The sequence below is a fragment of the Tessaracoccus sp. ZS01 genome (genome assembly GCF_022342445.1).
Lineage (GTDB): Bacteria > Actinomycetota > Actinomycetes > Propionibacteriales > Propionibacteriaceae > Arachnia.
The window spans coordinates 70,981-83,466 of the sequence record NZ_PQFE01000005.1 but is presented as its reverse complement, the minus strand read 5'-3'; the positions used below and the strand labels follow the sequence as shown (position 1 = coordinate 83,466).

Genomic DNA, 12,486 nt, shown 5'->3' with positions numbered 1-12,486 from the left:
CTGGAACTCAGCGGTGAGTTCGGGGCCGGGTGTTCAGGAACCTGAAGCGACGGCCTTCTTCGACGAGTCGAGCACGCGCAGCAGCGGTGCGTAGTGCCGGTCGACGGCGTCCCGGTAGGCGTCGAGGTCTCCGGCCAGGGCGGCCTGGAGCATGCTGCGGTGGGCGTCGACGGTGTCGGCCATGTCGCGGGGCGTCGGGACGCCGAGCCGGGGTGCGATGAGCGTGTGCACGTCCCAGAAGGCGCCCACCAACTGCGCGTACAACTCGTTGCTGAGCACTTCGGCCAACTTCAGGTGGAACAACCGGTCCTCAGTAGCGAAGCTCTCGCCGGCCGCCTTCTTCTCCGTCATCGCGTCACACAGTTCCGCCAGCTCGGGAGCGTCGTGGCCGCTCATCCGCTCGACGATGCCGGGAGCCAGCGCGTAATCCAGCGCGGTGCGGATCTCGACGATCTGGCGCAGCGTCTCGAACTCCTCGCCGGGCAGCACCACGCCTTTGAAGGCCAGTGCCTCCACCAGGGGACGCATCGACATCCGGCCGACGAACATGCCGGTGCCGTGCCGTACCTCGAGGATGTCCAGCGTCACCAGGCTGCGGATCGCTTCGCGCAGGTTCGAGCGGGAAACGCCCAACGCTTCGACGAGCTGGACCTCCGTCGGCATGGGATCGCCGGTCTTCAACTTTTCGCGCAGAATATGCTCTTTCACCGCCTGCGCCGTCTGCCGGAGACGCTGCGGTTCGTGGCTGTTGGTCACAATTCAGACTCTTTCAATCAGGATGAGCACTTTAGGTGAGCGTGGCGAGTCTATCGCCCGGTATCATGCAATACTGACATCAGGTCAGACATCGGATGTCCGATAACTAGGAGAGTTTTCAATGACGAATCCCTTGAGCGCGCAGACGTCGCGCCGTTCCATCATCAAGCTCGCTGGTTCGTTGGGCGCGGCCGCGGCATTCGCCGGGTCGCTCGCAGCGTGCAGCCCTTCGGCAACGCAGCCCACTCCGGGTGGCAGCGCATCGCCCGCGGGGTCCGAGCCGGCAGGGTCCGCGAGCGCGAGCCCCTCCGCTTCGGCCGCGACCGACGGCGCGATCACCGCCGCCATCTCTTACGAGCTCGGCACCAACGGGTACGACCCGATGACCACCACCGCCGCGCTCACCGTCGCCGCCAACTGGCACACCATGGAGGGCCTGACGGAGCTCCACCCCGCCACGCGCGAGGTGTTCGCCGCCCTCGGTGCCGACATGCCGTCCCAGGTCGACGACACCACGTGGGAAGTCACGCTCCGCGACGGCGCGGTGTTCCACGACGGCACGCCGGTCACCACCGATGACGTCGTGTTCTCCTTCGAGCGCGTCCTGAACCCGGACAACGCGTCGCTGTACGCGTCGTTCATCCCCTTCATCGAGTCGGTCACGGCCAAGGACGACACGACCGTCACCATCGTCACCAAGTACCCGTTCTCCCTGGTTCCCGAGCGCCTCGCGGTCGTCAAGATCGTCCCGAAGGCCCTCGTCGAGGCCGACCAGAAGGCCTTCGACCTCAACCCCGTCGGCACCGGCGCCTACAAGATGGTCGACAACGGCGCTGCCTCCCAGGTGGTCAAGTTCGAGCGCAACGACGCCTACACCGGCCCCAACCCGGCCCGCGCCGCCACCATGGAATGGCAGATCATCCCCGATGACTCCACCCGCACCAACGCGCTGAGCTCCGACACGGTCCAGGCCGTCGACTCGGTGCCCGCCGCCAACCTGGCGCAGCTGGCCGAGTCCAAGTCCGTCGCCGCAGAGCAGGGCTTCGGGCTGGTGTTCATGATGTTCAACTCGGGGCTCGCCCCGATGGACGACGTCCGCAACCGTCAGGGCGTGCTCTACGCCCTGGACTACGACCGCATCACCAAGGTCGGCATGTCGGATCTGGCCAGCCCGGCCAAGGCCTTCGTGCACGAAGCACACCCCGCCTTCAAGGAAGCCAAGGTCCAGTACGCCGGCAACATGGAGAAGGCGAAGGAGCTCTTCGCCGAGACGGGTCTCACCAGCGTCCGGCTCCTCTCCTCCGACCACGGCTTCTTCTCGGCAGTGCGCCCCATCGTGAAGGAGTCCCTGGAGGCTGCCGGCCTGACCGTCACCTACGAGGAGAAGAAGTCCGCGGACGTCTACGGCACCATCGACGCCGACCCGAATTCGTTCGACATCGTCATGGCCCCCGGTGACCCGTCCGTCTTCGGCCTCGACGCCGACCTTCTCCTGCGTTGGTGGTACGCCGGTGACGTGTGGACCGACACCCGCATGCACTGGAAGGGGTCGGACGCCTACACCCGCGTCCAGGAACTCCTCGAGACTGCCAGCCGCTCCACGGGCGACGACCAGGTGGCCGCATGGCACGAGATCTTCGACATCATCTCCGAGGATGTGCCGCTGTACCCGCTGTTCCACCGCAAGACCCCCACGGCGTGGGACCCGGAGACGCTGCAGGACTTCCAGCCCATCGCAGTGACCGGCCTGTCGTTCGTCGGCGTCGGTAGCACCAAGTAACACCCCCTGCGCCGGGCCCCACAGGGGCCCGGCCCCTCACCGCACAATCGCGGTCCCCCCTGGTTCCGCCCGGGGCCCTGCATGCGGGGCCCCGAGCGGAGCCATGCACACCGCAACCCTCTGGGCGCTTGAACCGCCCGCAAGGAGCGACAACACGTGTCCAATCTGATCCGGCTGCTGGGTCGGCGCATCATCGCGCTGCCGATCATGGTGCTGGGCGTCACGCTACTGGTCTTCATCGTGATGTCCCTCTCCTCAGCGGACCCCGCCCGACTCGCGCTCGGAGAGAGCGCGACGCCGCAGGCGCTGAACAACTACCGCGAGGCCAATGGGCTCAACGACCCCATGTTCGTGCGGTTCCTGCGCTATATCGCGGGGCTCGTCCAAGGAGACCTCGGCACGTCCTTCACCGGAGTGCCGATCTCCCAGATGGTGGCGGAGAACTTCCCGAGGACCCTGCAGCTGACCTTCATCGGGCTCGCCATGGGCGTGACGCTGGCGGTCATCATGGGCGTCGTGGCCGCGCTCTACCGAGACCGCTGGCCGGACCAGCTCATCCGCGTGATCTCGATCGCGAGCCTGGCGACACCGTCGTTCTGGCTGGCGTTGCTGATGATCCAGGCGTTCAGCAACATCCCCGGGGGCCTCGGCTGGTTCCCCGCAGTGGTCAACTGGATCCCGTTCACGCAGGACCCGGCCGGCTACGCCAACATGATCTTCCTCCCCGCGATCGCGATCGCAGTGCCCACCATGGGCTCGCTGACGCGCGTCGTGCGTACCTCCATGGTCGAGGAGCTCGACCGTGACTACGTGCGTACGGCGATCGGTGCCGGCGTGCCGAAGGCCACCGTCATCAGCCGCAACGTGCTGCGCAACGCGCTGATCACCCCGCTCACCGTGCTGGGTCTCCGTATCGGCTACGCCATGGGTGGCGCGGTGGTCATCGAGATGATCTTCAACATCCAAGGCATGGGCCAACTCATCTTCCAGGGCATCACCCGCAACGACATCAACATCGTGCAGGGCGTGACGATCACCGTCGCGATCGCCTTCATCGTCATCAACGTGATCGTGGACGTGCTCTACGTGATCGTCAACCCGCGGATCAGGAGCATCTGATGCTGACACTGTCTGCTGAAGCCAAGAAGAAGCTCGCCCAGCCGGGCCTCCGGTTCCAAGGGCTCAAGAAGCTGCCGATCGGCTCCAAGATTTCTATCGCCGTCCTGGCCATCATGGGCCTGCTGGCGCTCTTCGCGCCGCTGATCGCCCCCTACGCGCCGTACGCGGCCGGCCTCGTCCCCCAGGACATGGTCACGATGAAGGAGGTGAACATCGAAGGTGTCGGCAAGCAGCTCATCCCGGACAGCTCGGTGGGCCCGAACTCGATGTTCTGGTTCGGTACCGACGACGCCGGTCGCGACATCCTCTCCCGCGTGATCCACGGCACCCGTGTCTCCCTGCTGGTAGGCCTCGCAGCCACAGGCCTGGCGCTCGCGGTGGCGGCGGTGCTCGGCTCCATCGCCGCGACGGCCGGCAGGGTCGTCTCGGAGGTGTTGATGCGCATCCTCGACATCATCATGAGCTTCCCGGGCATCGCGCTGGCTGCCGTGCTCGTCACGGCCCTGTCGTCCCGGGCGCCCATCCTCCCCGTGGTGATCGTCTCGATCGCGTTCCTCTACGTGCCGCAGTTGACCCGCGTCGTGCGCGCCAACGTCTTGGCGCAGTTCGGCGAGGACTACGTGGCCGCCACGAAGGTGGCGGGTGCGCGCACCTGGTGGATCCTGATCAAGCACGTCGCCCGCAACTGCCTCGCGCCCATCATGGTCTTCGCGACGGTGCTGGTCGCCGATGCGATCGTCTTCGAGGCCTCGTTGTCGTTCATCGGCACCGGCATCACCTCGGTCAACGCTCCCACCTGGGGCAACATCCTGTCCGAGGGCAAGGCGCTCCTGCTGTCCGGCCACTGGTGGGTCACGTTCTTCCCGGGCCTGTTCATCCTGGTCACGACGCTGAGCCTCAACATCCTCTCCGAGGGCCTGACCGACGCGCTGGCGTCGCCGAAGATCAAGACCCGGGTCAACGTACAGGCCGAAGAGGACGCCATGGCCGGCACCTCTGTCGCGGACGGCATCGCACATGCCAACCTCACGCAGCGCGAGTCACTCACGGGCAGGCTCGATGCCCTCCGCGCGGCTGAGCTCGCCCGCGACGACCGCCTCATCCTCGACAACCCCGGCGCCGCACCGCTGCTCGAGGTGGACAACCTGTCGATCTCGTTCCCCGGCGCCCACGGCCCCGTCAAGATCGTCGACAACGTCTCGTTCACCGTCCGTCCAGGGGAGACCATGGGTCTGGTCGGCGAATCGGGCTGCGGCAAGTCGATCACCTCGATGGCGATCATGGGGCTGCTCCCCGAGACCGCCAAGATCGAAGGGTCGATCAGGTTCGACGGGCGGGAACTGCTCACCCTGTCACCCAAGGACCGCAACGCGCTGCGCGGCCACGAGATGAGCATGGTCTACCAGGACGCGCTCAGTTCGCTGAACCCGTCGATGCTGATCCGCAGCCAGCTGGCACAGCTCACCAAGCGCGGCGGCCAGCGCTCGGCCGAGGAGCTCCTCGAACTGGTGGGCCTCGACCCGGTCCGCACGTTGAAGTCCTACCCGCATGAACTGTCGGGCGGCCAGCGCCAACGCGTGCTCATCGCCATGGCGCTGACCCGCAACCCGCGTCTCGTGATCGCCGACGAGCCCACCACGGCCCTCGACGTCACGGTCCAGGCGCAGGTCGTCGACCTGCTCAACGAACTGCGCGAGAAGCTCGGCTTCGCCATGGTCTTCGTCTCGCACGACCTCGCCCTCGTGGCCCAGGTCGCGCACCGCATCACCGTCATGTACGCGGGCCAGGTCGTCGAACAGGGCGGCACCCGCGAACTGCTCAGCAACCCCATCCACGAGTACACCCGTGGTCTCCTCGGCGCGGTGCTGTCGATCGAGCAGGCCAGCGGCCGGCTCCATCAGGTGCCCGGTGTCGTGCCGTCGCCGCGCGAGTTCGTCGACGGAGACCGGTTCGCCCCGCGGTCGTCCCACCCCACGATCGGCCTCGACGAGAAGCCGACCCTGCGGGAGGTCCCGGGCCAGGACCACATGTACGCGCGCACTGACGAACTCGTCGCAGTGCTGGAGAAGGAGGGCCGGCGATGAACGCCACGCCTGTCATCGAACTCGACGACGTCCACGTCGTCCACAAGGCCCGAACGGGCAAGCTCTTCCGGCCGGACCGGGTCCACGCCGTCAACGGCGTCGACCTCGCGGTCAGCAAGGGTGAGACTCTCGGCCTCGTCGGCGAATCCGGCTGCGGCAAGTCCACGCTGGCCCGCGTGATGGTGGGCCTGCAGCCCATCACCTCCGGGGCGGTGCGCTTCCGCGGCGAGACGATGAAGCTCAACAGCAACGGCCGCAAGGAACTCGGCCGCGTCGTTTCGGTCGTCTTCCAGGACCCCGCCACAGCCCTCAACCCGCGCATGCTGGTGCGTGACGCGCTCATGGACCCGTTCAAGGTGCACGGGGTCGGGACCGTGAAGGAACGCGAGGACCGTGTCAAGCGCCTGCTCGACCTTGTGGGCCTGCCGCAATCCGCCCTGGACGTGTTGCCCCGGCAGATCTCGGGCGGTCAGCGCCAGCGCGTCGCCATCGCGCGGGCCCTCGCGCTGGAGCCGGACGTGATCATCGCGGACGAGCCCACTTCGGCGCTCGACGTGTCGGTCCGCGCGCAGGTGCTGAACCTGCTCATGGACCTGAAGGAACAACTGGGCCTCGGCCTGGTGTTCATCAGCCACGACATCAACACCGTGCGCTTCATCTCCGACCGCATGGCGGTGATGCTGGCCGGCCAGATCGTCGAAACCGGCCCGGCAGACGCCATCTTCAGCAACCCCCAGCACGCATACACCAGGACCCTCCTGGGTGCCGTGCCCTCGCTCCTCTGAACCCCCTACCTGAAAGAGAACCGCATCATCATGCAGAAACTGCGTGGCATCGTCCCTCCGGTCGTCACCCCCATGTCCCCCGACGGCACCATCGACCTCGACAGCCTCGACCGTGTCGTCGACCACCTGATCGACGCAGGCTGCACCGGCCTGTTCGTGCTGGGGTCGTCCGGACAGGTCGCCTACCTGACCGACTCTGAGCGTGACGCGGTCGTCGAGCGCACCGTCCAGCGCGCCGCCGGCCGCGTGCCGGTGCTCGTCGGCACCCCCGACCTCAGCGCACGCCGCATGGCCGAATGCGGGCAGCGCGTCGCCGCCCTCGGCGCGGACGCCATCGTGGTCACCTCGCCGCTCTACGCGCTCAACGACATGGCCGAGATCGAGGATCACTTCCGCATCGTCGCCGCCAATGTCGACGTGCCGGTCTACGCCTACAACGTGCCGGTGCGGGTGCACAGCTACCTCGCCGTCGACATGCTCGTGCGCCTCGGCCAGGAGGGCGTGCTCCGCGGAGTCAAGGACTCTTCCGGCGACGACGTCGGCTTCCGTCGCCTCGTGCAGGCCAACAAGGCGGCCGGTTCGCCGCTGGAGTTGCTGACCGGCCACGAGGTCATGGTCGACGGCATGGCGCTGCTCGGCGCCGACGGCGCGGTGCCGGGGCTCGGCAACGTCGACCCCGCCGGCTACGTGCGCCTCTGGAACGCCGCCGAGAAGGGCGACTGGGCCGAGGCGCGCAAGGAGCAGGACCGCCTGACGCGTCTCTTCGACATCGTGTTCGTGCCGAAGGGCATGTCCGGCGACGCCGGCGGGATCGGTGCTTTCAAGCAGGCGATGGCCAGCCTCGGCGTGATCAGCTCCGCCGCCGTCCCGGCGCCGCTGCGCCCGCTCGACGCCTCGTGTATCCCGGCGATCGAAGAGATCCTGCGAGAGGTGGACCTGCTCGCATGAGCTACGCGGTAGGGGTCGATCTCGGCGGAACGAAGACCGCCGTCGCACTGGTGTCCTCTGACGGGGTCCTGGGCGATGTGGTGACCGCGCCGACCCCTGCCGCGCAAGGCGGCGAAGCGGTGCTCGACACGGTCGCAGCCCTCGTCCGCCAGATCGCCACCGACGACGTCGTGGGTCTCGGGGTCGGCACCGCCGGCGTCGTGGACTCGCGCGCCGGACGGATCATCTCGTCGACGGACACGTTCCGTCACTGGGTGGGCACAGACGTGACGGCCGGCCTCCGCGCCCGCCTCGGCTGGGCGCCGGGCCGCCGCATCCAGGTCATCAACGACGTCGACGCCCACGCCATGGGCGAATACCGCTTCGGCGCCGCGCGCGGCCTCGAGTCGCTGTTCATGGTGGCCGTGGGCACCGGCGTCGGGGGCGCGCTCGTCCTGGACGGCCGGCTGCGGACCGGGGCGCACCACGTCGCGGGGGAGATGGGGCACATCCCCACCCCCGGGGCCGAAGCGCTGCGGTGCCCCTGCGGCCGCCTCGGTCACCTCGAGGCCATCGCCGCCGGGCCGTCCATCGAGCGGCGCTACGCGTCGCTGGGCGGTGACCACGCGTCGGGCCGCGAGATCATGGCCCGCGCCGCGAGCTACGACGACGATGCGCTCACCGTCGTGCGGGAAGCCGCCGTCGCGCTGGGCAAAGCCATCGCCGGTGTCGTCACGGTGGTGGACCCGGCCGCCGTCGTGATCGGCGGGGGAGTCGCCGATGCGGGCCCCGTCTGGTGGCAGCCGTTGCGCGACACCATCCGCGGCGAGGTCGTTTCCGTCCTCGCAGAACTACCCGTACTGAAGGCCGAACTCGGATCGTCGGCCGCCCTGGTCGGCGCCGCCGCCCAGGTCTTCGCCAGCGAGGAGAAGTAAATGGACGTCATCGCCCAACTCAAGGGCAAACTCATCGTCTCGTGCCAGGCCTACCCGGGCGAGCCGATGCTGGACCCCAACACCATGGCCCAGGTCGCCGAATCCGCCGTGCGCGGCGGCGCCGCGGCCATCCGGGCGAAGGGGCTCGACGACCTGCGCGCCATCCGGCAGCGCGTCGACGTGCCGCTCATCGGCCTGGTTAAGGTGGGCGCCAGCGGCGTGTACATCACCCCGACGCTGAAGGACTGCGTCGAGGTCGCCGAGACTGGCTGCGAGATCATCGCGATCGACGGCACCCGTCGTGAGCGCCCCGACGGCCGCACGCTGGCCGAGACCATCGCCGAGTTCAAGGCCCAGTTCCCCGACGTGCTGGTCATGGCCGACTGCGGGTCCGAGGGCGACGCCGTCGCCGCTCAGGAGGCGGGCGCCGATCTGATCGGCACCACCCTGGTGGGCTACAGCGGCGAACGCCCGAAGACCAAGGGTGTCGACTGGGAGGCCGTGGACCAGATCCTCGCCGCAGTCGATCGCCCCGTGCTCGTCGAAGGCCGGGTGCATTCGCCGGAGGCGGCGGGGGAGGCGATCAGGCGTGGCGCCTGGAGTGTCGTCGTGGGTACCGCGATCACGCATCCCGCCACCATCACCGGCTGGTTCGCCGAGGCCGTCGACAACGCTGGCTGAGTCTCTCGGCGCGACTGCGCAGTGTTCCGCGAACGTCGGGGAAAGAAGGGTGCGAGTGTTCTCCCTACGCTGTTCGGGCGACGTTGGCTCTGCGTGTGTTGGGGTGGACTCGAAACTCGCACCCTTCAATCCCCGACCTTCGCTGTAGGTTTCGCGGTCGTTGTGTCGCCGCCGATACCGTTCGTAGCCCGGGTTGCCGGAGCGTCCGAGGACGGGGTACGCCGCTTCTAATCGTCCTTGCCGGGCAACATTGACCTGGGTGCGGTCCGGTGCCGCGATCACACTTGCATCCCCCCGTCCTCGGGCACTCCTTGAGGTTCCGGTTGTATCCCTGTTGCTGGCTCGGCTGAAAGGTGCTTCCATGTTCACACTCGCGAAGACAGGCGAACCGCTCGAAGGCTCGGCCTTCGACGCGCCCTGCTACCGAATCCCCGCCCTCGCGGTGACGCCCACCGGGCGGATCATCGCCGCCTGGGACGTTCGTGCGGACTGGCGCGACCTCCCCGGCCCCTTCGACCTCGTCCACCGCGTCTCCGACGACAACGGTGACACCTGGTCGGACGTCCGCGTCCTCCGGGCCCGGACCGCCAAGGGCGGCTTCGGTGATGCCAGCTTCGTCGTGGACCCCTCCGGCACCATCTACTGCTGGTACGTCGGGTCGACGGGGCGGTCGTTCTTCACCGCGGACGCCGGGCCCGACGGCGAGGGACTCAGGCTCTGGCTCGCCACGTCCATCGACGACGGCGACACCTGGACGCACCGCGACCTCACCGCCGAACTCAAGCCCGACGACGTCACCGGCATGTTCGCCTCCTCCGGCCACGGGGCCACCCTCAGCACCGGGCGGCTCGTGCAGCCGTTCGTGCTGCGCACCCTGGACGAACAGCACTACGTCGCGATGGCCTACTCGGACGACAGCGGCGACACCTGGCAGCTCGGCGAGCGTATCGGCCCGGACTGCGACGAGAACAAGGTGGTCGAACTGCCCGACGGCAGCGTCCTGTTGCACGCCCGCACCCCGCCCCGCCGACGGTGGGCGATCTCCCACGACGGCGGACGCACGTTCTCGGCACCGGTGCCGCACGAACAACTGGTCGACCCGGCCTGCAACGGCGGGCTGGCCCGTTGGGGCGACGACCTCGTCTGCACCCTCCTCGACGACCCCCGCGAGCGACGGCGACTCGCGCTACGCGTCAGCTCCGACGGCGGCGCCACCTGGGGCGACTCCGTGCTGCTCGACGCCGGAGCCGCGGCCTATTCCGTTGCGGCCGAACTGCCCGACGGGCGCCTCGGCGTGATCTGGGAGGCGGGCGACTACGCCGCGCTGCAGTTCATGGCCCTCAGCCGCACCGAGGTGGGGCTCGACGGGGGAGCGGTCACCGTCGTCCCCGTGGAGAGCCCCGGCGGCAGCGCGGCGCCGCCAGAGGTCGCCCCCGACGGTTCGTGACCCCTGGCGGTCAGCCGTCAGCGCACCGAGATGTGCACGTGGTCGTAGTGGTTCGCGGACACGGAACCACGGTCCGACATCGGCCGCCAGCCGTCGCCGGCGCGCTGCGTCGTCCAGATCTGCTGTGCGTAGATGACCTCGATGATGCCCAACTCGCCGGCGTTGGCGCGGGCCCAGCGGGCGATGTCCCAGCCGTACTCACCGCTGACCATGACGTCGATCGCCTGACCGCTGCCGTGGTAGCTGTCGGTGTCGCCGGGGCGGTAGCCGCCGTAGGAGGTGACCCTCGGGAACTCGGCACACACCACCCGCAGCACGTTGGCGGTGCGGTCGGTGAGGTTGCGCTCCAGGCCGGAGGCCTGCTCGCACACCGCGGCGGGTGCCGCGGCCGCCGAGCTGGAACCCGAACCCGAGGCGGCCTCCTGCACGGCCTCGACGGCGGGCTTGCTGTCGGTGAGGAACGTGCCCTTGATCCAGCCGGCCTCCCCGTCGAGCGACACCTGCCGCCAGCCGTCCACCTCCCAGGCCGTCGTCGCGACCTCGGCGGCTTCAGCCAGCGAGGACCGCACATCGAACTCCGTGCCGGGGCCGGTGCGTACGTTCACGGCCGCGGTGACGAACAGCGTGCTGGACGCCTCGCCCAGCGCGGTGTAGTCGACGGCGGGCTCCTCGACGACCTCCGCCACCGGCTCTGCCGACTCGACTGCGGCGGGCGCCGATTCGGCGACACCGGCCACTTCGCCCGAGGCCGCCTCGTCGGAGACCGCTTTGGCCGGCGCCGGGGCCGGGGCAGGGGTGCTGGGCGTCACCACGGGAGTGGGCGTCGGCAACGCGGGATTCGCGGCAGCGGCGGCAGCAGTGTCGAGCGGCTCCCGGGAGGGCGACGGCGAGGCCGACGGCGACAACTCCGGCCTGGCCTGGCTCCGGGACACCCCGAGGTTGGCCACCGGGCGCGCAGACTGCACCGTCTCCGTGCTGTCAGCCGGCTGTCCCAACCAGAACACACCCGCGGCCAGCCCGCCGACCGTCAGCATGGCGAGCGGCGCCATGGCGAACCGCACCGCCCTGCCCCGTCCGCGGGTGAGGCCAACCGCCCTGCGGGCGTCTGTCACTGTCTGGAGTTCGGCTGCGTCGTCCTGCACTGCGGCATCGTTCGCTGCGGCCCGTTTGGGTGTTCCCATACCTTCGTCTTTCCTGAGAATGTCTTAAGATTTTCTCAGGATAGGTCGTGTTTGAGTGGAATCCAAGCTGAGGGACATCGCCTCCAGTCAATGCCGAAACGTCAGTTCCCGGGGTCTGTCACGAGGCGGCGCTCCAGCGCGATGAAGGAGTTGCAGCGATCCCGCAGCTGCGACAACGAGCCGCCGTCGAACGCGTCGCCGAGCAGCGTCTGGTCCACCCCGACGGCGGGGGCGCCGGCCTTGAACCATTCGCCCGCCGCGTACGCCCCGATGCCGCCCAGGGGGACGACCCGGTCCACGACGCCGAGTTCCTTGAGCCGAGCTGCCATGGCATGGCCCACCACGTCTGCGGGGTACAGCAGCGCACCGTTGGACAGCTGCAGTGCCGCCCGCACCTCGCGCGGGGTCATGGCGGAGCACCAGCATTCGAGCCCGCGCTCGTCCGCCGCGTCGGCGACATCGCTGTCGGCCACGTCCGAGAACACGAAGGCGGCTCCCGCTTCGGCTGAGCGGTGCACCTCAGCGCTCGACGACACCCTCAGCGCGCCGAAGTCGGCCCGTGCACCGAAGATCGTCGTCACGTCCGCGAAGGCCGCCGCGCCGGCCGGGAGGGCGAACCGCGAGAACCCCTCCTGGACGAGCACCTCGATGACGCCGACGTAGTCGTCAAGCGACGCATCAGGCAGGCACACCACAATTCCACGGAGAGTCATGGCGACCATCTTGCCGTACGCCTGCCGTCGCCCGAACCGGCGGCCCTATCGCGGCGCCCCGGCTTGGGCCTAGGCTTC

The 12,486-nt window shown here is 68.8% G+C and carries 11 protein-coding genes; 8 read left to right on the top strand and 3 right to left on the bottom strand.

Going from position 1 to position 12,486, the window contains the following annotated elements:
• Nucleotides 1–33: 33 nt before the first annotated feature.
• A complete protein-coding gene (locus C3E87_RS07440) occupies nt 34–756 on the bottom strand; it encodes a FadR/GntR family transcriptional regulator (protein WP_255362914.1) in 723 nt (240 codons plus the stop codon).
• 121 nt (nt 757–877) lie between these two features.
• On the opposite strand from C3E87_RS07440, the gene C3E87_RS07435 reads away from it, so the two are divergent.
• The 8 genes from C3E87_RS07435 to C3E87_RS07400 all read left to right on the top strand — a co-directional run bounded on the left by C3E87_RS07435 (nt 878) and on the right by C3E87_RS07400 (nt 10,514).
• On the top strand, nt 878–2,536 hold the full coding sequence (locus C3E87_RS07435) for an ABC transporter substrate-binding protein (RefSeq protein WP_076061178.1): 1,659 nt from the start codon (nt 878–880) through the stop codon (nt 2,534–2,536).
• Between the two features lie 156 nt (nt 2,537–2,692).
• On the top strand, nt 2,693–3,655 hold the full coding sequence (locus C3E87_RS07430) for an ABC transporter permease (protein ID WP_076061176.1): 963 nt from the start codon (nt 2,693–2,695) through the stop codon (nt 3,653–3,655).
• Nucleotides 3,655–5,739 carry a dipeptide/oligopeptide/nickel ABC transporter permease/ATP-binding protein gene (locus C3E87_RS07425; protein ID WP_076061174.1) on the top strand — a complete coding sequence of 695 codons (2,085 nt, stop codon included), beginning with the start codon at nt 3,655–3,657 and terminating at the stop codon, nt 5,737–5,739. Before C3E87_RS07430 ends, C3E87_RS07425 begins: the two co-directional genes overlap by 1 nt.
• Entirely contained in the window at nt 5,736–6,524 is a 789-nt protein-coding gene (locus C3E87_RS07420; protein ID WP_076061172.1) for an ATP-binding cassette domain-containing protein, read from the top strand. Before C3E87_RS07425 ends, C3E87_RS07420 begins: the two co-directional genes overlap by 4 nt.
• A 30-nt stretch (nt 6,525–6,554) precedes the next feature.
• A complete protein-coding gene (locus tag C3E87_RS07415; RefSeq protein ID WP_076061170.1) occupies nt 6,555–7,472 on the top strand; it encodes a dihydrodipicolinate synthase family protein in 918 nt (305 codons plus the stop codon).
• A complete protein-coding gene (locus tag C3E87_RS07410) occupies nt 7,469–8,386 on the top strand; it encodes an ROK family protein (protein ID WP_076061168.1) in 918 nt (305 codons plus the stop codon). Before C3E87_RS07415 ends, C3E87_RS07410 begins: the two co-directional genes overlap by 4 nt.
• Nucleotides 8,387–9,067 (top strand): N-acetylmannosamine-6-phosphate 2-epimerase, encoded by a 681-nt coding sequence (locus tag C3E87_RS07405; RefSeq protein WP_076061166.1) that lies wholly within the window; start codon nt 8,387–8,389, stop codon nt 9,065–9,067.
• A gap of 361 nt (nt 9,068–9,428) precedes the next feature.
• Nucleotides 9,429–10,514 (top strand): exo-alpha-sialidase, encoded by a 1,086-nt coding sequence (locus C3E87_RS07400; protein ID WP_076061164.1) that lies wholly within the window; start codon nt 9,429–9,431, stop codon nt 10,512–10,514.
• 17 nt (nt 10,515–10,531) lie between these two features.
• On the opposite strand, the gene C3E87_RS07395 is transcribed toward C3E87_RS07400, so the two are convergent.
• Nucleotides 10,532–11,695 carry a hypothetical protein gene (locus tag C3E87_RS07395; protein WP_083665476.1) on the bottom strand — a complete coding sequence of 388 codons (1,164 nt, stop codon included), beginning with the start codon at nt 11,693–11,695 and terminating at the stop codon, nt 10,532–10,534.
• Between the two features lie 101 nt (nt 11,696–11,796).
• A complete protein-coding gene (locus C3E87_RS07390) occupies nt 11,797–12,408 on the bottom strand; it encodes a hypothetical protein (protein WP_076061159.1) in 612 nt (203 codons plus the stop codon).
• Between the last annotated feature and the right edge of the window lie 78 nt (nt 12,409–12,486).

Excerpts from the sequence above, each read along its gene's own strand:
- C3E87_RS07390 (WP_076061159.1), bottom strand. The coding sequence starts at position 12,408 with ATGACTCTCCGTGGAATTGTGGTGTGCCTGCCTGATGCGTCGCTTGAC.
- C3E87_RS07400 (WP_076061164.1), top strand. The coding sequence starts at position 9,429 with ATGTTCACACTCGCGAAGACAGGCGAACCGCTCGAAGGCTCGGCCTTC.
- C3E87_RS07435 (WP_076061178.1), top strand. The coding sequence starts at position 878 with ATGACGAATCCCTTGAGCGCGCAGACGTCGCGCCGTTCCATCATCAAG.
- C3E87_RS07415 (WP_076061170.1), top strand. The coding sequence starts at position 6,555 with ATGCAGAAACTGCGTGGCATCGTCCCTCCGGTCGTCACCCCCATGTCC.
- C3E87_RS07425 (WP_076061174.1), top strand. The coding sequence starts at position 3,655 with ATGCTGACACTGTCTGCTGAAGCCAAGAAGAAGCTCGCCCAGCCGGGC.
- C3E87_RS07405 (WP_076061166.1), top strand. The coding sequence starts at position 8,387 with ATGGACGTCATCGCCCAACTCAAGGGCAAACTCATCGTCTCGTGCCAG.
- C3E87_RS07420 (WP_076061172.1), top strand. The coding sequence starts at position 5,736 with ATGAACGCCACGCCTGTCATCGAACTCGACGACGTCCACGTCGTCCAC.
- C3E87_RS07410 (WP_076061168.1), top strand. The coding sequence starts at position 7,469 with ATGAGCTACGCGGTAGGGGTCGATCTCGGCGGAACGAAGACCGCCGTC.
- C3E87_RS07395 (WP_083665476.1), bottom strand. The coding sequence starts at position 11,695 with ATGGGAACACCCAAACGGGCCGCAGCGAACGATGCCGCAGTGCAGGAC.